This is a genomic window from Pseudoalteromonas sp. BZA4 (assembly GCF_040104395.1).
In the GTDB taxonomy this organism is placed as follows: Bacteria; Pseudomonadota; Gammaproteobacteria; order Enterobacterales; family Alteromonadaceae; genus Pseudoalteromonas.
Genome location: NZ_JBECOT010000002.1, coordinates 49,244 through 73,085, shown reverse-complemented (window position 1 = coordinate 73,085; position 23,842 = coordinate 49,244). Strand labels below are relative to the sequence as shown.

Annotated in this window: 24 protein-coding genes; 21 read left to right on the top strand and 3 right to left on the bottom strand. The window is 41.4% G+C overall.

Features of this window, described 5'->3' with window-relative positions; all coding sequences use genetic code 11:
- Window positions 1–186 precede the first annotated feature (186 nt).
- Complete coding sequence (gene rluC / locus ABMY41_RS01355) at window positions 187–1,155, top strand: 23S rRNA pseudouridine(955/2504/2580) synthase RluC (protein WP_054561362.1); 969 nt, start codon at window positions 187–189, stop codon at window positions 1,153–1,155.
- A complete protein-coding gene (locus tag ABMY41_RS01350; protein WP_349273977.1) occupies window positions 1,142–1,834 on the top strand; it encodes an HAD-IA family hydrolase in 693 nt (230 codons plus the stop codon). Before rluC ends, ABMY41_RS01350 begins: the two co-directional genes overlap by 14 nt.
- Here the strand turns inward: ABMY41_RS01350 and ABMY41_RS01345 are convergent.
- The gene (locus ABMY41_RS01345) at window positions 1,782–2,378 is read right to left on the bottom strand and encodes a nucleoside triphosphate pyrophosphatase (protein WP_287243068.1); all 597 of its coding nucleotides are present in this window, start codon (window positions 2,376–2,378) and stop codon (window positions 1,782–1,784) included. The two genes, ABMY41_RS01350 and ABMY41_RS01345, sit on opposite strands and share 53 nt — an antisense overlap.
- Before the next feature lie 141 nt (window positions 2,379–2,519).
- On the opposite strand from ABMY41_RS01345, the gene yceD reads away from it, so the two are divergent.
- From yceD to ABMY41_RS01275, 14 genes are all read left to right on the top strand, one after another.
- On the top strand, window positions 2,520–3,044 hold the full coding sequence (gene yceD, locus ABMY41_RS01340; RefSeq protein ID WP_054554711.1) for a 23S rRNA accumulation protein YceD: 525 nt from the start codon (window positions 2,520–2,522) through the stop codon (window positions 3,042–3,044).
- Window positions 3,045–3,054: 10 nt separating this feature from the next.
- Window positions 3,055–3,225: a 50S ribosomal protein L32 gene (gene rpmF / locus ABMY41_RS01335; protein WP_036967969.1), complete on the top strand. Its 171-nt coding sequence runs from the start codon at window positions 3,055–3,057 to the stop codon at window positions 3,223–3,225.
- 11 nt (window positions 3,226–3,236) lie between these two features.
- Window positions 3,237–4,265: a phosphate acyltransferase PlsX gene (plsX, locus tag ABMY41_RS01330; RefSeq protein WP_054554712.1), complete on the top strand. Its 1,029-nt coding sequence runs from the start codon at window positions 3,237–3,239 to the stop codon at window positions 4,263–4,265.
- Between the two features lie 70 nt (window positions 4,266–4,335).
- Window positions 4,336–5,262, top strand: a complete 927-nt coding sequence (gene fabD, locus ABMY41_RS01325) for an ACP S-malonyltransferase (protein WP_349273975.1) — start codon at window positions 4,336–4,338, stop codon at window positions 5,260–5,262.
- Window positions 5,263–5,273: 11 nt separating this feature from the next.
- Window positions 5,274–6,020, top strand: a complete 747-nt coding sequence (fabG, locus tag ABMY41_RS01320) for a 3-oxoacyl-ACP reductase FabG (protein ID WP_054554714.1) — start codon at window positions 5,274–5,276, stop codon at window positions 6,018–6,020.
- Between the two features lie 238 nt (window positions 6,021–6,258).
- Complete coding sequence (gene acpP / locus ABMY41_RS01315) at window positions 6,259–6,495, top strand: acyl carrier protein (protein ID WP_016707440.1); 237 nt, start codon at window positions 6,259–6,261, stop codon at window positions 6,493–6,495.
- Window positions 6,496–6,612: 117 nt separating this feature from the next.
- Window positions 6,613–7,851: a beta-ketoacyl-ACP synthase II gene (fabF, locus tag ABMY41_RS01310; RefSeq protein WP_054554715.1), complete on the top strand. Its 1,239-nt coding sequence runs from the start codon at window positions 6,613–6,615 to the stop codon at window positions 7,849–7,851.
- A 57-nt stretch (window positions 7,852–7,908) separates the two neighbouring features.
- Window positions 7,909–8,721: an aminodeoxychorismate lyase gene (gene pabC, locus ABMY41_RS01305; RefSeq protein ID WP_349273973.1), complete on the top strand. Its 813-nt coding sequence runs from the start codon at window positions 7,909–7,911 to the stop codon at window positions 8,719–8,721.
- On the top strand, window positions 8,718–9,695 hold the full coding sequence (gene mltG, locus ABMY41_RS01300; RefSeq protein WP_349273971.1) for an endolytic transglycosylase MltG: 978 nt from the start codon (window positions 8,718–8,720) through the stop codon (window positions 9,693–9,695). Before pabC ends, mltG begins: the two co-directional genes overlap by 4 nt.
- An 18-nt stretch (window positions 9,696–9,713) precedes the next feature.
- The gene (gene tmk / locus ABMY41_RS01295) at window positions 9,714–10,340 is read left to right on the top strand and encodes a dTMP kinase (protein WP_054561369.1); all 627 of its coding nucleotides are present in this window, start codon (window positions 9,714–9,716) and stop codon (window positions 10,338–10,340) included.
- A 1-nt stretch (window position 10,341) separates the two neighbouring features.
- Window positions 10,342–11,235, top strand: a complete 894-nt coding sequence (locus tag ABMY41_RS01290) for a DNA polymerase III subunit (protein WP_287243073.1) — start codon at window positions 10,342–10,344, stop codon at window positions 11,233–11,235.
- 8 nt (window positions 11,236–11,243) lie between these two features.
- Window positions 11,244–11,570, top strand: coding sequence for a PilZ domain-containing protein (locus tag ABMY41_RS01285; protein ID WP_054554720.1), 327 nt, complete (start codon window positions 11,244–11,246; stop codon window positions 11,568–11,570).
- A 13-nt stretch (window positions 11,571–11,583) separates the two neighbouring features.
- Window positions 11,584–12,363 (top strand): YchF/TatD family DNA exonuclease, encoded by a 780-nt coding sequence (locus ABMY41_RS01280; protein WP_349273969.1) that lies wholly within the window; start codon window positions 11,584–11,586, stop codon window positions 12,361–12,363.
- Window positions 12,364–12,398: 35 nt separating this feature from the next.
- On the top strand, window positions 12,399–14,219 hold the full coding sequence (locus ABMY41_RS01275) for an alkaline phosphatase D family protein (RefSeq protein WP_175082030.1): 1,821 nt from the start codon (window positions 12,399–12,401) through the stop codon (window positions 14,217–14,219).
- A 256-nt stretch (window positions 14,220–14,475) separates the two neighbouring features.
- On the opposite strand, the gene rsmF is transcribed toward ABMY41_RS01275, so the two are convergent.
- Window positions 14,476–15,915 carry a 16S rRNA (cytosine(1407)-C(5))-methyltransferase RsmF gene (gene rsmF, locus ABMY41_RS01270; protein ID WP_349273968.1) on the bottom strand — a complete coding sequence of 480 codons (1,440 nt, stop codon included), beginning with the start codon at window positions 15,913–15,915 and terminating at the stop codon, window positions 14,476–14,478.
- A gap of 280 nt (window positions 15,916–16,195) precedes the next feature.
- Here rsmF and ABMY41_RS01265 point away from each other — a divergent pair, with 280 nt between their 5' ends.
- The 5 genes from ABMY41_RS01265 (at window position 16,196) to prpF (ending at window position 22,890) form a co-directional block, all read left to right on the top strand.
- Window positions 16,196–16,900: a GntR family transcriptional regulator gene (locus ABMY41_RS01265; RefSeq protein ID WP_289098031.1), complete on the top strand. Its 705-nt coding sequence runs from the start codon at window positions 16,196–16,198 to the stop codon at window positions 16,898–16,900.
- Between the two features lie 84 nt (window positions 16,901–16,984).
- Window positions 16,985–17,860: a methylisocitrate lyase gene (gene prpB / locus ABMY41_RS01260; RefSeq protein WP_054561375.1), complete on the top strand. Its 876-nt coding sequence runs from the start codon at window positions 16,985–16,987 to the stop codon at window positions 17,858–17,860.
- Window positions 17,861–17,884: 24 nt separating this feature from the next.
- Entirely contained in the window at window positions 17,885–19,009 is a 1,125-nt protein-coding gene (gene prpC, locus ABMY41_RS01255; protein ID WP_175078245.1) for a 2-methylcitrate synthase, read from the top strand.
- 116 nt (window positions 19,010–19,125) lie between these two features.
- Window positions 19,126–21,717, top strand: a complete 2,592-nt coding sequence (gene acnD / locus ABMY41_RS01250) for a Fe/S-dependent 2-methylisocitrate dehydratase AcnD (protein WP_289098032.1) — start codon at window positions 19,126–19,128, stop codon at window positions 21,715–21,717.
- A 3-nt stretch (window positions 21,718–21,720) separates the two neighbouring features.
- Entirely contained in the window at window positions 21,721–22,890 is a 1,170-nt protein-coding gene (prpF, locus tag ABMY41_RS01245; protein WP_289098051.1) for a 2-methylaconitate cis-trans isomerase PrpF, read from the top strand.
- Window positions 22,891–22,919: 29 nt separating this feature from the next.
- On the opposite strand, the gene ABMY41_RS01240 is transcribed toward prpF, so the two are convergent.
- Complete coding sequence (locus ABMY41_RS01240) at window positions 22,920–23,828, bottom strand: transporter substrate-binding domain-containing protein (RefSeq protein WP_289098033.1); 909 nt, start codon at window positions 23,826–23,828, stop codon at window positions 22,920–22,922.
- Window positions 23,829–23,842: the final 14 nt, after the last annotated feature.

Below are 23,842 nucleotides of genomic sequence, written 5' to 3'. Positions count from 1 at the left end.
ATTATAAAAGCTTTGGAAAACTTAGCGCGGATCTGTATGATCGGCAACCCAGAATATGCTTCACGAATGTATTAATGTGATAAAAGCACCGTTGTTACTTGCAAACTTTATGTTCGCGACGGTGATTATCCCACTATTACAGTCGCGTTAGCAACTAAATTATTTACTTAAATCAGTGATTAGGCAATGTCAGAAAAAACCGGCTTACAAGTTTCGTTTGTTACCATAGGTGAAGACCATCTAGGTCAACGTATTGATAACTTTCTTATTACTCACCTAAAAGGTGTGCCTAAAAGTGCAGTTTATAAAATCCTTCGTAAAGGCGAAGTGCGAGTAAATAAAAAACGCATAAAACCTGTCTACAAACTACAACTTAATGATGTGGTTCGTATTCCACCTATTAAAGTGGCCGAAAAAGAAGAGTTTGTGCCAAAAAAACTCGATAAAGTAAAACAACTTGAAGACGCCATTTTGTTTGAAGACAAGTATTTAATGGTGATCAACAAGCCTTCGGGTATGGCTGTGCATGGTGGCAGTGGCCTAAGTTATGGCTTAATCGAAGCGCTTCGCGTACTTCGTCCTGAAGAGCGTAGTTTAGAGCTTGTACACCGACTAGACCGTGACACATCAGGTTGTTTGCTTATTTCTAAACGTCGTTCAGTGTTAACTGATTTACATAAACAGTTACGTGAAAAAACCATGGAGAAAAACTATTGGGCATTAGTTGATGGTCAATGGGATTCTAAAACGAAAAATGTCACCGAAGGACTTCGTAAAAACACCTTGAAGTCTGGTGAGCGTGTGGTGCGTGTTGATAATACCGAAGGTAAACCATCGCACACGCGTTTTCGTGTGCTTGAGCGATATGCTGAGTGCTCATTAGTGCAAGCGTCGCCGGTAACAGGGCGTACTCACCAAATTCGTGTACATACGCAATGTAAAGGTCATCCAATTGCGTGTGATGATAAATACGGCGTTGCAGAGTTTGATCAATACGTAAATAAGCTGACTGGTTTAAATCGTTTGTTTTTACACGCCCATGATTTACGTTTTATGCACCCTAAAAACGAAACAACTATGCATGTTGAAGCACCACTCGATAATGCACTTCAAAACTGTATCAAAAAGCTACGTGCCGATAATGAACAAGTTTAAGCTGGTTATTTTTGATTGGGATGGCACTGTGATGGACTCTGTGCCAAAAATTGTTACCTGCCTGCGAAATACTGCGCGAGATTTAGGTATTCCTGTTCCAACAGAGCAACAAGCGAAAGACGTTATTGGTTTGTCGCTGGCAAAAGCCACTGAAGTGCTTTTTCCGGCGCATTTACATTTAAGCGACGAACTCGTTGCAGGTTATAAAGCACAGTACCGTGAGTTAGATGTTACACCTACACCTTTATTTAAAGATGTAGAATCCGTTTTAAAGCAGTTAAGCGATGCAGATATGCAATTGGCTGTGGCTACCGGTAAAGGACGTGAAGGCATTAATAGGCTTCTTAATGAGTCAGGCCTTGGTCAGTATTTTGTGAATGTCAAATGTTCAGATGATGCTGAGTCTAAACCATCTCCAGATATGCTTGAGCAAATTTTGAACGAGCAGGGTATAGCAAAAGCTGATGCTGTGATGATTGGCGACAGTCAACTGGATATGGCAATGGCTAATGCTGCAGGTATTGCTTGTATTGGAGTGAGTTTTGGTGCCCATAGCCCGGCGCAGTTGCAACAACATACGCCGTTGTGTGTTGTTGATTCATACCAACAACTTTTGCAGGTTTTAACTACGCCCCTTGCAGCGTTAACACGTCAACACCAAACTCAGCCAGCACTTTAGTTAATGTGATCAGTGGCAGGCCTATCAATGTATTAGGGTCATCGCCACTGAGCTTTTCAAATAAACAGATGCCTAATCCTTCACTTTTAAAGCTACCTGCACAGTTGTATGGCTGCTCTGCATCGCAATAAGCATTGATCTGTTCAAGTGTGAGTGCTTTAAATGTCACATCAAATGGCACCACGGTGGTAATTGCTTTATCGCTTTGTATATCAAATACACTTAAACCCGTTAAAAAGGTCACTGTATGGCCACTAAACGATGAAAGCTGCTTAATGGCATTCTCTTTAGTATGAGGTTTACCTAAAATAGTATCGTTGAATACCGCAACTTGATCAGAGCCAATTACCAAACCTTCACTATAATGTTGTTTGGCAACACGGGCTTTTTGTTCGCTTAAACGAGCAACTAATTGCTCTGGCGTTTCAGCTGCGATAGGGGACTCATCAATATCTGGAGAAAAACTTTGAAAAGGTAAGTTAAACTTAGTTAATAATTGCTGTCTAAATGGTGAGCTTGACGCTAATATAAGTGTTGGTTTCATAATAAATTCTGGATGAAAATTGTATTTTGCCAAGGATAAGCCACAATGAATCCGAAAACAAAGCAGAAGATCGTTAAAAACCTACCAAAATTGGTTTTTTACTTTGACTAACTTACTAACTATCTATATGATGCAGCCCCTATGCAAAAGGTGAAAATTCCCATCACTCTTCATCCCAGCAAAGCAGCTCAACATCGTTTAACGTATGACGGTATTGTCCCGCTTGAAAAACTTTCTCGTTTAGAGCAAGTTGTGCAGGAGGAAGCAGGTGAAATAGCGGTAAAGATTCATTGCAAAATTGACGAGCAAGGTTTAGTGGTAATAAGTGGTAACTTATCAACACATGTAACTGTAACTTGTCAACGCTGTAATGGAGAATTAGGGTTGGATTTGGAACAAGACTTTGTGTATTCGCCAATTGGTTTGGATGCAGAGTCAGATCATCTACCTGAAGGTTACGATGAAGTAGAGCTGGACGAAAACGGTGAAATCAACGTATTTGAGTTAATCGAAGACGAACTGATTTTAGCTATTCCAATAGTGCCTACACACAACGAAGCTTCATGCAGTTATTCATCAGAGCCTACTAGCTTTGGTAAATTAGCAGCAAAAGATGACAAACCAAATCCATTTGATATTTTGAAACAACTTAAGAAAGATTCTTAGGAGAAGACTAATGGCTGTACAAAAAAGCAAAAAGTCTCGTGCAAGACGCGGCATGCGCCGTTCACACGATGCGATCAGTGGTCCAACTTTAACTGTAGATCAAGTTTCTGGTGAGACTCACCGTCGTCACCACGTAACTGCTGACGGTTACTACAAAGGCGTTAAAGTAATTTCTAACTAAGAGATTGCTATATGCTGACCAATCTAACCATAGCGTTAGATATGATGGGGGGCGATTACGGCCCCCGTTCATCTATCCCCGCTGCCGTGCAAGCGGTAAATGCTAATACCAACTTAAGACTCATCTTATGTGGTAATCAGCAAGTTATTCTAAAAGAACTCGAAGCACTCGATTCTGTCTCACACCCTCGTTTAATAATTCGCCATTGTAGCGAAGTCGTCACAAACGCGTGTGAACCTGCTTCAGCGGTTCGTTCTAAAAAAGATTCATCAATGCGAGTTGCCCTCGATTTAGTTAAATCGGGTGAAGCGCAAGCGTGTGTAAGCTCTGGTAATACAGGCGCGTTATTTTTTATGGCGCATTATGTATTAAAGATGCTTCCAGGCGTAAAACGTCCGGCATTAATCTCTGCTGTTCCAACCGAACGTAAAAACCCTGTTTATTTACTTGATTTAGGTGCGAATGTGCATTGTGACGCACAAACCCTTTATCAATTTGGCATTATGGGTTCTGTGGTAGCAGGGCAGGCACTTGGGTGTGATAACCCAAGAGTTAGTTTATTGAATATTGGCTCTGAAGACATCAAAGGGCATGAAGGAATAAAACAAGCTGCACAGTTAATGCAGCAGTGTGAATATCTCAACTACACAGGTTACAGTGAAGGTAGTGATATTTTCAGCGGAAAAGCCGATGTTATTGTGTGCGAAGGATTTGTAGGTAATGTGGCATTAAAAACCTGTGAAGGTATTGCCAAACTGATCATGCATAAACTCACCAAAGCCTTACACAAACATTTCTTATACAAAAGTTTAGCGTTTTTATTGCGTCCAGTGATAAAAAAACTCTACAAGCGGGTGAACCCCGACCAGTATAACGGCGCAAGTCTGGTAGGATTGCGCGGTATTGTTGTTAAAAGCCATGGTAATGCCTCACCAAAGGCGTTTCATGCTGCTATTGATGAAGCCGCGCGGGAAGTCGAACGCCAACTCCCTGAAAAAATCGCTGCGATTTTTGAGCAAACACATCCAACAACAAAGTAGTGCAGCATATCTAAAACTTGTTATGCTGCCTGCTACAGAATATTTTTTTGTTTAATTATAAGAGCAAAGTATGGCACATAAAATTGCACTCATATTTCCAGGTCAAGGCTCACAAACTGTGGGCATGTTATCTGAACTATTAGCTGATTCTCAAATTGCTAAAGCAACATTCGCTGAAGCATCTGAAGCTCTTGGCTATGATCTAGCTGCACTTGTACTAAATGGTCCAGAAGAAGAATTAAATCAAACCCATCGTACACAACCAGCACTTCTTACTGCTAGTGTTGCTATTTACCGTCAATGGTTAGACGCAAACCCTGATGCCGATGTTATTATGGCTGGTCACAGTTTAGGCGAGTATTCAGCATTAGTTTGTGCTGGCGTTGTAAGCTTAAGCGAAGCAGTTAAACTAGTAGAAAATCGTGGTTTATATATGCAAGAAGCAGTACCTGCTGGTGTTGGTTCTATGGCTGCAATCATCGGCTTAGGTGACGACGAAATCAAAGCAGCGTGTGAAGCATCAGCAAATGGTGAAGTTGTTTCACCAGTAAACTACAACTCACCAGGTCAGGTTGTTATTGCCGGTCACAAAGCGGCAGTTGAGCGTGCATCAGAAGCATGTAAAGAAGCAGGTGCTAAACGTGCTTTACCACTTGCAGTAAGCGTACCTTCTCACTGTGAACTAATGAAACCAGCTGCTGAAAAATTAGCTGCTGATTTAGCCGCTTTAACATTTAATACACCTAAGTGTGATGTAATCAATAACGTTGATGTAAAAGCTGAGCAATCAAGTGAAGCAATTAAAGATGCATTAGTACGTCAACTTTACAGCCCAGTTCGCTGGACTGAAACTGTACAAGCATTAGTTGCTCAAGGTATCACACAAAGCTATGAGTTTGGCCCAGGTAAAGTATTAACGGGTCTTGCTAAACGAATTGATAAAGCAATGGTATGTGCTGCGGTTAATACGCAAGCTGCTATTGATGAAGCGAAATAAGTAGGAATAGAATGACAAATTTATTTTCTCTTGAGGGCAAGGTTGTCCTAATCACTGGTGCAAGCCGTGGTATTGGTAAAGCGATTGCAAATACGCTAGTTGCACAAGGTGCAAAAGTAGCGGGTACTGCAACAAGCGAATCAGGTGCTGCTAAAATCAGTGAATACCTAGGTGACAACGGTAAAGGTTATGCCCTTAACGTTACAGATCCTGAATCGATTGAGGCGACACTTGCTGCGATCAAGGCTGATTTAGGCGATATCGACGTATTAGTTAACAATGCGGGTATTACTCGCGATAACTTATTAATGCGAATGAAAGACGGTGAGTGGGATGACATCATCGATACTAACCTAAGCTCAATTTTCCGTTTATCTAAGGCTGTTTTACGCCCTATGATGAAAAAGAAAAATGGCCGTATCATTAATATCGGTTCTGTTGTGGGCACTATGGGTAATGCGGGTCAAGCTAACTATGCTGCAGCGAAAGCGGGTGTAATTGGTTTTACTAAGTCATTAGCACGCGAAGTGGCATCACGTGGCATTACAGTGAACGTTGTTGCACCTGGTTTTATCCAAACAGATATGACAGACGAGCTGACTGAAGACCAAAAAGCAGCTACGCTTGCAAATGTACCTGCAGGGCGTTTAGGCCAACCTGAAGAAATCGCTGCTGCGGTATGTTATTTAGCATCTGACGCTGCTGCGTATGTATCAGGCGAAACATTGCACGTAAATGGCGCGATGTACATGGTTTAATGAAAGTTAGCAAAAATTTGCTAACGAAAGATTATCGAAAATTGTTGAATTTTTTGTGATCTTGCTTTAAACATACTTGAATTCGCTATTAAAATAAGCGATAAATGAACAAATACTATTCGAGAGGTTTGACCAGATAAGTAATTATCAGCAAATCCTTGAATCACAGAATTATGCGGCGTAAACTACGCCGCAATCTGAAAATAACGCATTGGCGTTTTTAATAAAGGAAAGAAGAATGAGCGACATCCAAGAACGCGTAAAGAAAATTATCATTGAGCAACTAGGTGTTAAAGAAGAAGAAGTAAAACATGAAGCTTCTTTCGTTGACGACTTAGGTGCTGATTCACTTGACACTGTAGAACTAGTAATGGCTCTTGAAGAAGAGTTCGACACTGAGATCCCAGACGAAGAAGCTGAAAAGATCACTACAGTTCAAGCTGCAATCGATTACGTTACAGCTCACGCTGAGTAATTTTACGCATTTTGATTTTAAGGGCAGCATTAAGCTGCCCTTAGTCTATCTATAGAATGATACTAATAAATTTGGTATACACCCCACCTAAAATAATTTCCTTATTGGAGGCAACCCGTGGCTAAACGTCGAGTCGTCGTAACTGGCTTAGGAATGTTGACACCGCTAGGTAATGATGTTGAATCTACTTGGCAAGGTTTGTTAAACGGTAAAAGTGGTATTCAAACTATCACGCATTTCGATACCTCAAGTTTCGGCACCAAATTCGCAGGTTTGCTGAATGACTTTGATGCATCAGCTTACATGTCACCGAAAGATGCAAAGAAAATGGATTTGTTTATCCAATATGGCATTGCAGCGGGTGTACAAGCACTACAAGATTCTGGTCTAGAGATCACTGAAGAAAACGCCACTCGTGTTGGTGTAGCAGTGGGTTCTGGCATCGGTGGTTTAACTTTAATTGAAGAAAACCACATTAAACTATTAAACAGCGGCCCGCGTAAGCTTTCTCCGTTTTACGTGCCTTCGACCATTATCAATATGATCTCTGGTCATTTATCGATTATGCACGGTTTACGTGGCCCTAATATTTCAATCGTTACAGCCTGTACTACAGGTCTACATAACATTGGTCATGCTGCGCGTATGATTGCATACGGCGATGCAGATGCAATGGTAGCCGGTGGTGCTGAAAAAGCATCGACACCAATTGGTATGGGTGGTTTTAATGCAGCACGTGCATTATCAACTCGTAACGACGATCCACAAGCAGCATCTCGTCCTTGGGATAAAGACCGTGACGGTTTTGTTCTTGCCGATGGTGCTGGTGTTATCGTACTTGAAGAATATGAGCATGCTAAAGCACGTGGCGCGAAAATCTACGCTGAACTCGTTGGTTTTGGTATGAGTGGTGATGCATATCACATGACGTCTCCACCTGAAGACGGTGCAGGCGCAGCTCTAGCGATGGAAAATGCTCTAAACGATGCACAAGTTAATGCAGACCAAGTTGGTTACATTAATGCTCACGGTACATCGACGAATGCAGGCGATAAAGCCGAAACATCAGCTGTTAAAACTATTTTTGGCGATGCAGCGAAAGATGTGATGGTAAGTTCATCTAAATCAATGATGGGTCACTTGTTAGGTGCAGCAGGCTCGGTAGAGTCGATCATTACTATCTTGTCACTTGTTGACCAGAAAGTAAGCCCTACAATCAACCTTGATAACCCAGATGAAGGCTGTGATTTAGACTACGTACCGCACACTGCACGTGACGCTAAATTGGATTACGCACTATGTAATTCATTTGGTTTTGGTGGTACTAATGGCTCGTTGCTGTTTAAAAAGGTATAATTCTTTTTAACAACGGACTAAAAAGAAGAGCCCAGTTGTTTAACTGGGCTTTTTTGTATGAGTAAATTAAAACAAACAATAAAAATAATCACACCAGACACTACAATAAGCACGCAAGATCGTGGCTTAAATTATGGTGACGGCTTTTTTACCACGGCCTCTGTGGTGAATTCTGTCGTTGAGCACTGGGATTTACACAAAGCGCGTTTAGAAGAATGCGCGCAAAGACTATTTTTCCCCGAATTAGATTTATCTGCAATTGAGCGTGAAGTTAACCACGCAATCAGTGATACACAAACCGGTATTTTAAAAATAGTTATCACCCGTGGTGCAGGTGGGCGTGGTTATGGCTTACCAGATACACCATGTATTCAAGTGTTGATCAGTATAATACCTGCCGTTTCACACTATAAAAGTTGGCAGCAGCAGGGTGTAAACCTAGCGGTCAGCGACGTGAAACTTGCGAATCAACCTTTACTTGCAGGCTTAAAAACATTGAACCGTTTAGAGCAAGTGCTTATCAAAAAGCAAATGAGCAGCCTTGAATGTGATGACGTTGTTGTACTTGATTATGATAACAATGCGATTGAGTGCTCTGCTGCAAATATTTTTGCTATTAAAGACGGTCAAGTTATATCACCTAAGTTAGACCGCTGCGGTATCACTGGGGTTTATCTCAGCGCTTTATGTGATAAGTTAGCCATTGAATTTAAAGCAATCCAACTAGATGAGCTTTTAGCTATGGATGCCGTATTTATGTGTAATAGTTTAATGGGCGTGGTTCCCGTTGCACGAATTGCTGATACACAGTTTGATATTGAATGCAGTAAAGCGCTATTAACGGCGCAGTTTGCCAAGGAGAGTGTGTGATAAAAGTCATTATTAGCGTGCTGTTATTAGCATTGCTATGTTGTGGTATTGGCTATCAACAGCTTCAATCAGCATTAAAAATGCCGTTAAAAGTTGAAAATAGTACTTTATTTAAAGTAGAACGTGGCACCGGCTTTAATCAGCTTTGCCAAGCATGGCAAGCAAAGCAGTGGGTTGATAGCTGCTTTAAATTTCAGGTACTTGCTAAAATAGATCCTACGATTACTGATCTAAAAGCGGGTCTTTATGAACTGGATACAAGCGCTGTTATTGATAATATTCGTCGTATCAATCAAGGTGCACAAGTGAGCTTTAGCTTCACAATTATTGAAGGTCAGCCACTTCGAGACGTTGTTGCTAATATTCAGAAACAAGCGCATTTAACACAAGATTTAGACACAGAAAATTTAGCGACGCAGATAAGTAACACGCAAGAAAATTTAGAAGGCTGGTTGTTCCCTGACACCTATCACTACCATAGTGAAGATAGTGCCAGCGGATTATTAAAACGCGCATACAACAAAATGCAGCAGGAATTAGACACCGCATGGCAAACTAGAGCAGCAGATTTAGTATTAAGCTCACCGTATGAAGCGTTAATACTGGCTTCTATTATCGAAAAAGAAACGGGCCTTGCTTCTGAGCGACCACTAATTTCTGCGGTATTTACCAATCGTTTAAAAACCAATATGCGCTTACAAACCGATCCAACAGTTATTTATGGTATTGGTGCTGATTTTGACGGTGATATAAAGCGAAAAGATTTAACAACCTATACACCGTATAACACGTATAAGATAAAAGGCTTGCCGCCAACACCCATAGCCATGCCTTCCAAAGCAGCGATTTTGGCCGCGGTTAATCCACCTGAGTCTGAATATGTGTATTTTGTTGCGAAAGGGGATGGCAGCCATCAATTTTCGAAAACATTGCAAGAACATAATCGAGCGGTAAAGCAGTACCAATTAAACTAACATCCAGAATTGAGTCATATGACAGCGAAATTTATAGTGATTGAAGGCCTTGAAGGGGCCGGAAAATCAACGGCCATTGCCGTATGCCAAGCTTATTTAGAAAACAAGCAAGTCGATTTTATTAATGTACGTGAGCCTGGCGGTACAGCTATGGCTGAAGAGCTGCGTAATATCGTCAAACAGGCTCACCAAGAAACAGTGACCGGTGAAACAGAGCTGTTAATCATGTATGCAGCACGCTCGCAATTAGTTGCTAATGTTATTAATCCGGCACTTGAAAAGGGCACTTGGGTTTTAGGTGATCGTCATGATCTTTCATCACAAGCATATCAAGGTGGTGGTCGTGGTATTGAACAAACTAAACTCTCTTTTTTAGCTGATATGGTGCTAAATGGTTTAAAACCTGATTTAACCATTTATTTAGATATTGACCCAGCTGTGGGGCTTGCTCGTGCAAAAGGCCGTGGTGAACTTGATCGTATCGAACAAGAAGCATTAGGCTTTTTTGAGCGCACTCGCGCACGCTACCTTGAAATAGCTAAAACTGATAGCAGTATCAAAACAGTGGATGCAAACCAAACAATGCCAGAAGTACATGCGGCAATCACAACCGTGCTTGATAACTTTTTTGCAGGTTTAAATTAATATGCCTTTGCCATGGCTTGAAGGGCTTTATCAGCAACTAGCGCAAAGTTTTGCACAGCAACGCTTTCATCATGCCCAGCTATTTAATGGTGATAAAGGTGTTGGCAAACAATGTTTAGTCGATTCGCTTGCTGATGGCTTACTTTGCGCGTCACCTGTAAATTTAAAAGCCTGTGGCAATTGTAAAAGCTGTCAACTTAATCAAGCAGGTACTCACCCTGATAAACGCGTTGTAAAGGTGGAAGGCCAAACAATAGGCGTTGATGAAATTCGTGAGATCAGTGATTTTATCAACCATTCAGCGGCACAAAATGGTAACAAAGTAGTTGTGCTCGAACAGTGTCATAAAATGACCACTGCAGCGGCTAATGCTTTATTAAAAACCCTTGAAGAGCCAAGTTTGCGCCGTTATTTATTGTTAACGTGCGAACAAACAGCATTATTACCTGCAACAATTTTAAGTCGCTGTGCCGTACACGAAATAAAAGTTAACCCTGAATATACGAAAAAATGGTTAGCATCATTAAATATTGCTAATTATTCATGGTTAGAGTTATTCGCTAGGCAGCCACTTCTTGTTCAGCAGTGGCAAAATGACAACCAACTTGAAGCTGTCGATTCTCTTTATAAATTTGCAACTGAGATAAAAGACAGCCATAATTTCAGTGCGTTAGTCGACATCCTTAATAAAGATCATAGCTTGGTTAATGTATTTGCTTTGTTCTTAACAGAGCATCTTAAAACGCAATTAGTGTTAGGAATGGACTTTTTCAATTATCAGAAAGCACAATCTGCAATTTCAGAGTTTCTTTATAACAGTTCACATGTGCTTGGTTTAAACTTGGAACTAGCAATTTCACAATTAGCGTTTACTTTACGTGAAAGCCAAAATTAGGAAGTATCGTGCAAGAATTATTAGTAGATATTGAAGACTTAGAAGAATTATATCGCTGTTACATGCCTTATCTAAAAAATGGTGGTTTGTTTGTTCGCACTAATATGCGCTTTGAAATGGGTCATTCATTGGCTTTAAAGGTCACATTACCAGATGCACTAGAGGATGATGTAGTAACAGGTAAAGTTGCTTGGATCACACCGCAAGGTGCACAAAGCTCAAACCCACCAGGCATTGGTGTTAATTTTATCGATGATAAAACCAATTTGAATGCGAAAATCGAAAAACTACTCGGTACTATGTTAAACTCCGGCAATCCGACCTATACCATGTAATAAAAGTAGTACCATGATTGTAGATTCTCATTGTCATTTAGATCGTTTAGATTTTGATAAACTCAATTTAGACTTAGACCAAGTACTCGATAATGCTCGTGCAAAGAAAGTAGAACACTTTTTATGTGTAAGCGTAACTTTAGAGCAATTCCCAAGCATGTTGGATAAAATTAAACACTATCCAGATGTTTCTGCATCATGCGGTGTGCATCCACTTGATCAAAAAGACGCACTCGATAAGCAACAGCTAATTTCACTTGCAAGCCACGACAAAGTGGTTGCAATTGGTGAAACGGGTCTTGATTACTATTACTCAAAAGACACCCACATTGTTCAGCAAGAGAGTTTTGTTGGTCATATCGACGTTGCCAATGAGCTAAATAAGCCGCTTATTATTCATACACGAGATGCCAGAGAAGACACTATAAACTTAATGCGCGCTCACAATGCCGAGAATTGTGGCGGTGTATTGCATTGTTTTACAGAAAACTGGGAAATGGCCAAAAAAGCTATTGATATGGGCTTTTATATTTCTATTTCGGGCATTGTTACGTTTAAAAATGCAGTAGATTTAAAAGACGTTGTAAAGCAAATTCCGCTAGATCGCTTATTGATCGAAACAGATTCACCGTATTTAGCGCCTGTTCCATATCGTGGCAAAACAAATCAACCAGCCTATGTTGAAGATGTCGCTTACTACATCGCTGAGTTAAAAGGGCTTACTTTTAACGAGTTAGCTGAAGCAACAACTAACAACTTTTATTCGTTGTTTAATCAAGCTAAAAGGGCGTAATAGTGGACGGCGTATCGAACTTACCTCAGTTAGTAATGGGGCCAATGGTACGCCGAGCAGATGCAGGGCGAGTGTGTTTTCAATTTGTTACAACTAGGCCTTGCCAATACCGAATTGAGTTTAGCGGTGTTGAGACTTTCTCTAACTTAGAGTCAATCCAATTAGGGCAACAGCTTTACTTAAATTTCATTAATGTCATGCCAGTCAGTGGCCAGTTTGCAGTTGATTCACTGATCTATTATTCATTACATGATGAAGATAAAAGCCTTGATTTATCGTCTTATTGCTATGAACGTGCCGAATCTCCGGCATTTGTGATCCCAAATCGACTCGATAGAATTCTGCATGGCTCGTGTCGTAATCCTCATCACCCAGCAAAAGACAGCCTTGTTGCTGCAGATAATTGGCAAAATGATCAGCGCCAATCGCTTAATGCAGGTGCAGACCTATTATTGTTATCTGGCGACCAAATATATGCGGATGATGTCGCAGGGCCTATGCTGCTCGCGATTGAAAAAGTGATTAGCCTATTTGGTGTGTTTCAAGAGCCAGCGCTTGATTTAGATTTGCCAGAAGAGTTTGAGCAGCAACTATATCAGCGCCATTTACACTTACCTAAAGTACCTTGGCAAAAACGCAGTAAATTTGGTGTTGGTTATTGGCTTAAAAAAGATGAGCCACACTTCTCAAGCTTAAAAGCTGAAAACCACTTAATTCATTTTCAAGAATTTATAGCGCTTTATTTATTAAACTTCAGCGCGGTTACTTGGCAGCTAATTGATTTTGAATCAATTGAATGCCCAGCATTAGCCCCTAAATACGCTAATCTATTTAAACTTGAAAAAGACTCACTGCTTGGCTTTGCAAAGGGTCTTCAAAGCGTTGAAAGGTTATTCGCCAATGTATCGACACTAATGATGTTTGACGATCATGATGTCACCGATGATTGGAACCTAACCGCAGGCTGGGAGCAAGCTATTTATCAGCACCCAGCTAGCCGTCGTATTGTAAATAATGGCCTGATTAGTTATTGGTTAATGCAGGGGATTGGTAATGATGCAGGTGATAACTCGCTGTCTTTATTAGCCAGTTTTAAACAAAGTCTGCAGCAACAGAACTGGCAGTTTCAAGACTTTGATAAGCTAATACTCAATTTTAACCATTGGCATTACGAGCTAAATACCATCCCCAAAGTTGTGGTGCTCGATACCCGAACCCATCGCTGGCGTAATGAACAAAACTTCAATGAACCATCTGGTTTACTTGATTGGGAAAGGCTCACTGAATTAGAAGAAAGCTTATTGTCTCACGATAAAGTGATTATTGTATCTCCAGCACCGGTGTTTGGTGTTAAATCGATTGAAGCAATCCAAGCGATTTTTAATTTTTGCGGGCAACCTTTGTTGGTTGATGTTGAAAACTGGATGGCCCATGAAGGTTCTGCTAAAAAGCTGTTAGATACTTTTCGCCGTGAAGATACACCAAAAGAAACCTTGATCCTCTCTGGTGATGTTCATTATTCATTTTGTTTTTCAGTGCAAAAACGCTTTGGTAAGCATAAAAACCGTATTTGGCAGTTAACTGCCAGTGGTATTAAAAATGAGTTCCCACGCAAACTTATTAATGTACTCGATAAGCTCGACTCAATTTTATATGCCCCGAAAAGCCCACTTAACTTTTTCACTAAACGTTGGCAAATGGAAGTAGATAAACACCAAACCATAGGCGAAGGACAAAAGTATTTAGTCAGTAATGCGGCTATCAGCTTAATTGAGCTCAATGACGGTTTACTCGCTAAATATGAACTTATTCACGCTGATAATCAAATAACTGAATTCGATTTAAACGATAATTAATCGAATCCTTTGAATAAAAAAACGCCCAGAACGAATCCACATTGTTCTGGGCTTAGGGGGTGGCTCGTGTGAGCCTGCGCTAACTATAAAAAAACACCTTCTAAATTCAGTAGGGAGAAGTAGAAAGTACTTTTAAGTGTAGTTAATCAGCAGGAAATTGCACGGTAAATGTACAAATTTTATACTAGTTTAAAATCAGTCTGTTACAGCTTTTTACCTAAATTAGCGCCTTATTTATACAGTCTTTATGCGCAACTTATACCCAAGTTATCAACTGGGCATTTTGGACCAAATCACGCGGTAATGAGTTCTTAATTTTATTCTTTTGCCACTTACCAAGTCCTACCGGACAACCACATAACATTAAAACTACTTCACCATTATCTTGCGTTGGTTTTTCGAGCCTAATATCTTTACCGTTAAAGTAATCGTTTGCTTGGCAAGCAGACATCTCAAAGGTATTTTTATCGCAATCTTGGCCAAAGACAGTGGCAAACTCGTGAGTTAAGCGAACACCACCTTTGTGGATCACACCAAGTTGAATACCTAAACGTGAGTATTTAATTTTATCTTGTAGTTCATCAAAGCCATCAGGAAACAACCAGAGCTCTTTATCACGCTGCATTAACGTGCCTTTAAGTGATTTTAGACCGAACTGTTTTTTAATTGTTTGCATAAACGCTTGGCTTTGTTTTTTATCAAATTCAGCAAACGGAAATGCGCCTTTTTTAACTTTTTGATTTGGGTTATCGCTTGATGCTACTTTCTTAAATTTAGCGATGAAGAAACCTTCACTGTCGTAAGTTTGCGGCCAAACATGCAAATAACCTTCGCTGGTTGTCGCTTTGTCTGCACCATCAAACAGAGTATTGAGCGATTGTACTTCGATGCAATCAGGGAACTCTGCTAATAGATACTCACACACTTGTTGGTTCTCAAGCGGTGTTAAAGTACAGGTCGAATAGACTAATGTACCGCCTGGTTTTAAGGCATAAAAGGCACTTTTGATAAGGGCTTTTTGCACAGCAGCAATATCAATATTAGATTCGATTGACCAATTTTTTAAGGCGTCTGCATCTTTACGAACCGTGCCTTCACCTGAACACGGGGCATCTAGCAAAATGCTGTCGAAGCACTCATACATGTAATCCCCGAATATCACACCGTCAAAATGTGATAATGCACAATTACCCACACCCATACGTTTGAGGGTTGCAGCCAATACTTTTAAGCGTGACGATGACAACTCATTGGCCACTAACACGCCACTATTATCCATCATGGCGGCGATTTGTGATGTTTTTGAACCTGGTGCCGATGCCATATCAAGTACCGCGTCGCTTTGCTTAACTTCGGCTCTCAGTGCTACCGGTGGTAACATTGAGCTGGCTTCTTGCACATACATAGCACCACTTAAGTGTAAATCGGTATTACCGATTGCAAGGGCGGCTTCTTCGTCGCTTGGTCGTGTTAGCCAGAATCCTTCTTCGCACCATGGAATTGCTGTTAATTCCCATCCTTTTTTGGCGCATTGACGCTGAAATGCATCGACTGACATTTTTAATGTATTTACGCGAACAGATCGTCTTAGTGGGCGGCGACAGGCTGCAATAAAGTCGTCTAATGATAAATGTTCAGGAAGGTAGCTTTTTACATCATCAATAAATGAGTCAGGAATATATGTATTAGCGTCCACTAAATGGCTCTCACATCACGTAATAATAGCTGGATCATACCATTTATAGCGCTATCAGGGGATATTTTTAGCTTTTTAAGAGTGATATTGAAGTGTCGACACATTGCTAATATAAATGTTCTTTATAGCCATTATTTTTGATAAATATCAATTTATGTCGACATTTTTTTGGTTTTTTAGCCTGTTTTTCCGATCTCAAGGTTGACACTTGCAATGATAGGGCGCATAGTGAACTCACAAATTGTCGACAATCTTAATTTAGTACTTTGATAGATCTATTATGACAGAGCAAAAAGCTAGCGATAACTACAACGATATCACGATAACAACAGCATCAGACCAAGTGTTTGTCGACATGCGCCGTGAAATTGTACAGGGCACCATTGAGCAGGGTAGCAAAATTTCTGAGCCAGAACTTGCTAAACGCTATGGTGTAAGCCGTGCCACCTTACGTGAGGCGCTAAATCGTTTAGAGAGCTGTTATTTGGTAGAGCGTAAAGCAAATGTCGGTTGTCGTGTTGTTGCACTAACCGCCGAGCGTTTAATCGAAGTCTATCAGGTTCGTAGTGCCTTAGAAGGGCTGGCTTGTCGGTTAGCTGCCGACAACATGGAACCTGAAGAAGTGCAGGGTTTAAAACAGTTATTGAATCAGCACTTACAAACACAGCGTGTAAAAGAAGGTGAATCATACTACCAAGAAGCGGGCGACCTTGATTTTCATTATCGCATTATTAAAGGGTCGAAAAACGCACACTTAATTCATCTTTTATGTAATGAGTTGTACCAGTTAATTCGTATGTACCGTGTACAAATGGGGATGGTTGGGCCACGTGTATCAAAAGCGTTTGATGAACACTTGGCTATTATTAATGCCATTGAAAACCATGACGGTGAATTAGCCGAAATGCTTATGAAGCGCCATATTAGTGCGTCTCAGGCAAATATTCAGACGAAGTTTGACTTACTCGCAGCAAAAAATCAGTAGCGCCGTAGTTAAACAGTCACAATTTAGATTTAAAAAATAGAGTCAGCCAAAGAGCTGAAACCGTTCAAAGATAGGAGTTATCCAATGTCAGCAGGATTAAAGTTCAAACAGGCAATCGCCAACAACAAGCCATTACAAGTGGTTGGCACCGTCAATGCGTACTGCGCAATGATGGCAGAGAAAACCGGTCACCAAGCACTTTACCTCTCAGGTGCGGGTGTTGCTAACGCATCATACGGCATGCCAGATTTAGGTATGACTAGCCTTGATAACGTACTTGAAGATATTCGTCGAATCACCAGCGCTACCGACTTACCGCTTCTTGTTGATGCTGACACAGGTTGGGGCGGTGCTTTTAATATTGCTCGTACCGTTAAAGAAATGACCAAAGCAGGCGCAGCGGGCTTCCATATTGAAGACCAAGTAGCACAAAAACGTTGTGGTCACCGTCCTAATAAAGAGATCGTGTCTAAAGATGAAATGGTTGATCGTATTAAAGCTGCGGTTGATGCTAAAACAGACAGTGATTTTTACATTATGGCGCGTACTGATGCATTCCAAAAAGAAGGCTTAAATGCAGCTATTGACCGCGCAGCAGCGTGTGTTGAAGCTGGAGCAGACGCCATCTTTGCAGAAGCTGTGCATGATTTAGCAGATTACCAAGCGTTTGCTAAAGCGTTAAATGTGCCAATTCTTGCGAACATCACTGAATTTGGTCAAACGCCACTTTATACAAAAGAGCAATTGAGCGAAGTGGGTGTTGAAATTGTACTTTATCCACTTAGTGCATTTAGAGCGATGAACAAAGCAGCACTTAATGTGTATTCGTCTATTCTTAGCGAGGGCTCACAACAAAGCCAAGTAGACAATATGCAAACACGTGCGGAATTATATGAGTTTTTAGATTATCACTCATATGAAAACACACTCGATAACCTTTTCTCAGCTAAAAAATCATAACGACAACATATAAGGAGAACACTCATGGTAGATAAAGCATTAGGCGGCGCAGGTTTACGTGGTCAAGTAGCAGGTGAAACAGCACTGTGTACAGTAGGTAAGTCAGGTTCAGGTTTAACTTATTGTGGTTATGATATTAGTGAATTAGCAGATAAAGCACAGTTTGAAGAAGTGTCTTTTTTACTGTCGCGCGGTGAATTACCAACAGAGTCTGAGCTGACTGAATATAAAGCAAAGCTAAAATCACTACGTGGTTTACCAGATGCACTAAAAACAGTGCTTGAGAACATTCCTAAAGACGCGCACCCAATGGATGTAATGCGTACTGGTTGTTCTATGCTAGGTAACTTAGAGATGGAGCAAGATTTCTCACAAGCGAATGATGCGATTGACCGCCTAGTTGCCGTATTCCCAAGCATTATTTGTTACTGGTATCGTTTTAGCCATGACGGCGTTCGTATTGAAACTGAAACAGATGATGATTCGGTAGGTGCACACTTCTTACGTTTATTACATGACGAAGCACCATCAGCACTGTTTGAGCAAGTAATGAATGTGTCTTTAATTCTTTATGCAGAGCATGAGTTTAATGCATCAACATTTACTGCGCGTGTGTGTGCATCAACATTGTCTGATATTCACTCTTGTGTAACGGGTGCGATTGGTAGTTTACGTGGCCCATTACATGGTGGTGCGAACGAAGCCGCTATGGATATGATTGAAGGCTTCACAAGCCCAGATCAAGCTGAAGACGCACTAATGGGTATGCTTGAGCGTAAAGACAAGATCATGGGCTTTGGTCACGCTATCTACCGCGAATCAGATCCACGTAACGTGATCATCAAAAAATGGTCAGAAAAACTGGCTGCAGAAGTGGGTGACGATGTTCTATATCCTGTGTCTGTTCGCTGTGAAGAAGTTATGTGGCGTGAAAAGAAATTATTCTGTAATGCTGATTTCTTCCATGCATCTGCGTATCACTTCATGGGGATTCCAACTAAATTATTCACGCCAATTTTCGTGATGAGCCGTGTTACGGGTTGGACAGCACACGTGAAAGAGCAACGTGCTAACAACCGTATTATTCGCCCAAGTGCAGATTATACGGGCCCAGAAGCGCGTAGCTATACGCCAATTTCTGAGCGTTAATCGTAATTAAATCAGTGATAGGGGTAGCTTAGCTGCCCCTTTATGAAGGGGCGAAATAAATACGAAAACAATCAGCCCATCTTTGTTCACCGTCACCAAGTACAAGTAGAATCATCATGAATACAAATTTTAGAAAACCATTAGCAGGCACCGGAGTCGATTACTTTGATACTCGCGCTGCTGTTGATGCAATTAAACCAGGCAGCTATGCCACACTTCCTTACACATCGCGAGTACTTGCCGAAAACTTAGTTCGTCGCTGTGAACCTGAAATGCTAAATGATGCACTGTCGCAATTGATTGACCGTAAGCGTGATTTAGATTTTCCATGGTTTCCTGCGCGCGTTGTGTGTCACGACATCTTAGGTCAAACAGCGTTAGTTGATTTAGCAGGTCTGCGTGATGCTATTGCTGCAAAAGGCGGCGATCCTGCAAAAGTGAACCCTGTGGTACCAACACAGTTAATTGTTGACCATTCATTAGCGGTTGAACACGCAGGTTTTGAACCTGACGCATTTGAAAAAAACCGTGCTATTGAAGACCGTCGTAACGATGACCGTTTCCACTTTATCAATTGGACAAAAACAGCATTTAAAAATATTGATGTGATCCCGCCGGGTAACGGCATTATGCATCAGATTAATTTAGAGAAAATGTCACCGGTGATCCAAAAACGTGATGGCGTGGCATTCCCAGATACCTTAGTTGGTACAGATAGCCACACACCTATGGTTGATGCGTTAGGTGTTATTGCTGTCGGTGTAGGTGGTCTTGAAGCTGAAAGCGTGATGCTTGGCCGTGCATCTTACATGCGTTTACCTGACATTGTGGGTGTTGAACTAAAAGGCAAGCCACAACCGGGTATTACTGCAACCGACATTGTATTAGCGATCACCGAATTTTTACGTAATGAAAGAGTTGTGTCGACCTACCTTGAATTTTATGGCGAAGGTGCTGATGCACTTACATTAGGCGATAGAGCAACTATTTCTAATATGACGCCAGAGTTTGGCGCAACAGCAGCGATGTTCTACATCGATGACAACACACTTGATTATCTACGTTTAACTGGCCGTGAAGAAGAGCAAGTTAAACTAGTTGAAACATACGCAAAAGAGACTGGCCTTTGGAGTGATAGCCTTAAAACTGCTGAATATGAGCGTGTGTTAACCTTTGATCTGTCATCAGTTGGTCGCAATATTGCGGGCCCATCAAATCCTCATCGCCGTGTTGCAACAAGCGAACTTGATAAAGCGGGTATCACTGGCGTTGTTGAGAATGAAGAAGGCTTAATGCCAGATGGCGCCTGTATCATTGCAGCAATCACAAGTTGTACTAATACCAGTAACCCACGCAACGTTATTGCTGCAGGTTTACTTGCGCGTAATGCCAACGCTAAAGGGTTAACTCGTAAGCCATGGGTTAAAACATCACTGGCACCGGGTTCTAAAGCGGTTAAGTCTTACTTAGAAGAAGCCAATTTATTACCTGAGCTTGAACAACTTGGCTTTGGTATTGTTGCCTTCGCGTGTACAACCTGTAACGGCATGAGTGGTGCGCTTGATCCAAAAATTCAGCAAGAAGTGATTGAACGTGATTTATACGCAACGGCTGTACTGTCGGGTAACCGTAACTTCGATGGTCGTATTCACCCTTATGCTAAACAAGCATTCTTAGCTTCACCACCACTGGTTGTTGCTTATGCTATTGCCGGTACTATTCGTTTTGATATCGAAAAAGATGTATTAGGGCATGATCAACAAGGCAACGAAATTCGCCTAATGGATTTATGGCCATCAGACGAAGAAATTGATGCAGTGATCAAACAAAGTGTTAAACCTGAACAATTTAAAAAGGTTTACGAGCCAATGTTTGATTTAAGTGTAGATTACGGTGAAGACAACGATCCGCTTTACCAATGGCGTCCACAAAGTACTTATATTCGCCGTCCTCCTTATTGGGAAGGTGCATTAGCGGGTGAACGCTCTCTGAGTGATATGCGTGCGTTAGCTGTGCTGGGCGACAACATCACTACTGACCACTTATCACCTTCGAATGCGATTTTAGCGTCAAGTGCTGCTGGTGAATACCTGGCTAAAATGGGTCTGCCGGAAGAAGATTTTAACTCGTATGCTACTCACCGAGGTGACCATTTAACAGCACAGCGTGCTACATTCGCTAACCCTAAGTTATTGAATGAAATGGTTAAAGAAAATGGTGAAGTGAAGCAAGGTTCATATGCTCGCATTGAACCAGAAGGCAAAGTGACGCGTATGTGGGAAGCTATTGAAACCTACATGCAGCGCAAGCAGCCGCTTATTATTGTGGCAGGTGCCGATTATGGCCAAGGCTCATCACGTGACTGGGCTGCAAAAGGTGTACGTTTAGCTGGTGTTCAAGTGATTGCAGCAGAAGGCTTTGAGCGTATTCACCGTACTAACTTAATTGGTATGGGTGTATTACCGCTTGAGTTTAAAGCAGGTACCACGCGAACTACGCTAGGTATTGATGGTAGTGAGAGTTTCAGTGTCAAAGGTGAGCCAACACCAGGCGCAACACTGACATTAGTGATTACCCGTGCCAATGGTGAAATCGTTGAAGTACCAATGACGTGCCGTTTAGATACTGCTGAAGAAGTGTCAATTTATTCAGCGGGTGGTGTACTGCAACGTTTCGCGCAAGATTTCTTAGAATCTGAGGAGCACTAAGTGATGGCGTTTAAACCACAAATTAAGGTGCCAGCGACCTATATGCGTGGCGGCACCAGTAAAGGGGTGTTCTTTAACTTGACTGATTTACCCGAGCCTGCCCAAGTGGCAGGTGAGGCGCGCGATAATCTGTTATTACGTGTGATTGGCAGCCCCGATCCTTACCAAAAACAAACTGATGGTATGGGCGGTGCAACCTCAAGCACCAGTAAAACGGTGATATTATCGAAAAGCGCTAAAGCTGATCACGATGTTGATTATTTATTTGGTCAAGTTGCTATCGATAAGGCGTTTGTTGATTGGAGTGGTAACTGCGGTAATTTAACTTCAGCAGTCGGGGCCTTTGCTGTGTCAAACGGTCTTGTTGATGCCAGCAAAATTCCAGAGAACGGCGTTGTTGAAGTTAAAGTATGGCAAGTCAATATTAGTAAAACTATCATAGTGCACGTGCCAATTACTAACGGTGAAGTGCAAGAAACTGGTGATTTTGAGCTTGATGGCGTGACCTTTCCAGCCGCTGAAGTGAAACTTGAATTTATGGACCCTGCAGATGGCGAAGGGGCCTTATTTCCAACAGGTAACTTAGTCGATGAATTAGAGGTACCGGGTATTGGTATGTTGTCTGCAACGATGATCAATGCGGGTATTCCTACAGTTTTCATTAACGCCAGTGAAGTTGGCTACGATGGCACAGAGCTACAAGAAGCCATTAACGGTGATGCATCGGCACTTGAAAAGTTAGAAACGATTCGCGCCTATGGAGCGTTGAAAATGGGGCTAATTTCTCATATTGATGAAGCAAAAGCACGTCAACATACGCCAAAAGTAGCTTGGGTTTCACCAGCTAAAACTTATCACGCATCAAGCGGTAAAGTTGTAAATGAAACCGATATTGATTTAGTGGTACGTGCTATGTCGATGGGTAAATTGCACCATGCTATGATGGGCACGGCTGCGGTAGCAATAGGTACTGCAGCTGCCATACCTGGAACTTTAGTAAACCTTGCTGCTGGTGGTGGTGAGCGACAAGAGGTAAACTTTGGTCATCCTTCTGGCACTTTAAAAGTGGGCGCTGCTGCAACACTTGTTGATGGTAATTGGCAAGTCACAAAAGCAAGTATGAGCCGAAGTGCACGTGTATTAATGGAAGGCTGGGTTCGAGTGCCCGAGTAGCAGTACACATAATCAAAATAAAGCGGCGGTTACGCCGCTTTGTCTAATCCGTAGCATTGTTGCTTCATACCTTCGATAAACTCGTCAAACTTGCCGCTTTGTTGCATTAGTTCTATTTCGTCATTTAAGTCTTCTAAAACTTTTTGCCAGTGCGGCGTTGATTTGCTGACAGAAAAATATAGCGGTTTGTATTCAAGCTTAGGCTCTAATGCGACCAGAGATTCTAAAATTTGTCGTTTGCCGCTATTTGATAATTCAGACTTGTAAACGCTTGCTTTTAACACTTCAAGATCTGCCACAATCAGGCTTACTCGGTTACTAAGCAAGAGATGAATTAGTTGGTACTCATTATTAGCGACGATTGTATCGATTTCTTTATTATCAATCATGGCATCGAGTTCTTTGGTGTTTTTATATGAGCGAACTACACCAATAGGCAAGTCTTTTACGGAGTTTAAACCCCCATTAAATGGAATTTGAGTTCCTTTTAACGCCACGAAAGAAAGATTCCCACCTGGAATGGCATGGCTTAAAGCGAGTAAATTGTTGCGGGTTTTATCAAGGAAGTTATCTGAAATAACATCATCTTCAATGAAATATTCAGGAAAGAGAATATCAGCGCGACCTAATTCAGCTTCTCTTACGGCACGCGCCCAAGGATAAAAGCTAATGTGCACGCCATAGCCTTTTTCAAGTAAGGAGCTTACAGCAAATTGGTAAAGCCAGCCTTTGTTGCATAAGTTTTCGTCTATATAAGGAGGCCAATCTAAAGTAACGAGCTTTAAAACATGTTTGGCATCTAAGTTATAACCATATCCGCCGTTGAAACGCACCGCTTTTTCAGTGATGATTTCGCCATTTTTTTCAAAGCTAACAGGCGTAAGGCCCGCAAGAGCTTGATATGAGGCGAATAAAAAAAATACGGTTAGTAGTTTCATAAATTGTTTAAGTT

Excerpts from the sequence above, each read along its gene's own strand:
- rluC (WP_054561362.1), top strand. The coding sequence starts at position 187 with ATGTCAGAAAAAACCGGCTTACAAGTTTCGTTTGTTACCATAGGTGAA.
- ABMY41_RS01350 (WP_349273977.1), top strand. The coding sequence starts at position 1,142 with ATGAACAAGTTTAAGCTGGTTATTTTTGATTGGGATGGCACTGTGATG.
- ABMY41_RS01345 (WP_287243068.1), bottom strand. The coding sequence starts at position 2,378 with ATGAAACCAACACTTATATTAGCGTCAAGCTCACCATTTAGACAGCAA.
- yceD (WP_054554711.1), top strand. The coding sequence starts at position 2,520 with ATGCAAAAGGTGAAAATTCCCATCACTCTTCATCCCAGCAAAGCAGCT.
- rpmF (WP_036967969.1), top strand. The coding sequence starts at position 3,055 with ATGGCTGTACAAAAAAGCAAAAAGTCTCGTGCAAGACGCGGCATGCGC.
- plsX (WP_054554712.1), top strand. The coding sequence starts at position 3,237 with ATGCTGACCAATCTAACCATAGCGTTAGATATGATGGGGGGCGATTAC.
- fabD (WP_349273975.1), top strand. The coding sequence starts at position 4,336 with ATGGCACATAAAATTGCACTCATATTTCCAGGTCAAGGCTCACAAACT.
- fabG (WP_054554714.1), top strand. The coding sequence starts at position 5,274 with ATGACAAATTTATTTTCTCTTGAGGGCAAGGTTGTCCTAATCACTGGT.
- acpP (WP_016707440.1), top strand. The coding sequence starts at position 6,259 with ATGAGCGACATCCAAGAACGCGTAAAGAAAATTATCATTGAGCAACTA.
- pabC (WP_349273973.1), top strand. The coding sequence starts at position 7,909 with ATGAGTAAATTAAAACAAACAATAAAAATAATCACACCAGACACTACA.
- tmk (WP_054561369.1), top strand. The coding sequence starts at position 9,714 with ATGACAGCGAAATTTATAGTGATTGAAGGCCTTGAAGGGGCCGGAAAA.
- ABMY41_RS01290 (WP_287243073.1), top strand. The coding sequence starts at position 10,342 with ATGCCTTTGCCATGGCTTGAAGGGCTTTATCAGCAACTAGCGCAAAGT.
- ABMY41_RS01280 (WP_349273969.1), top strand. The coding sequence starts at position 11,584 with ATGATTGTAGATTCTCATTGTCATTTAGATCGTTTAGATTTTGATAAA.
- ABMY41_RS01275 (WP_175082030.1), top strand. The coding sequence starts at position 12,399 with ATGGGGCCAATGGTACGCCGAGCAGATGCAGGGCGAGTGTGTTTTCAA.
- ABMY41_RS01265 (WP_289098031.1), top strand. The coding sequence starts at position 16,196 with ATGACAGAGCAAAAAGCTAGCGATAACTACAACGATATCACGATAACA.
- prpB (WP_054561375.1), top strand. The coding sequence starts at position 16,985 with ATGTCAGCAGGATTAAAGTTCAAACAGGCAATCGCCAACAACAAGCCA.
- prpC (WP_175078245.1), top strand. The coding sequence starts at position 17,885 with ATGGTAGATAAAGCATTAGGCGGCGCAGGTTTACGTGGTCAAGTAGCA.
- acnD (WP_289098032.1), top strand. The coding sequence starts at position 19,126 with ATGAATACAAATTTTAGAAAACCATTAGCAGGCACCGGAGTCGATTAC.
- prpF (WP_289098051.1), top strand. The coding sequence starts at position 21,721 with ATGGCGTTTAAACCACAAATTAAGGTGCCAGCGACCTATATGCGTGGC.
- ABMY41_RS01240 (WP_289098033.1), bottom strand. The coding sequence starts at position 23,828 with ATGAAACTACTAACCGTATTTTTTTTATTCGCCTCATATCAAGCTCTT.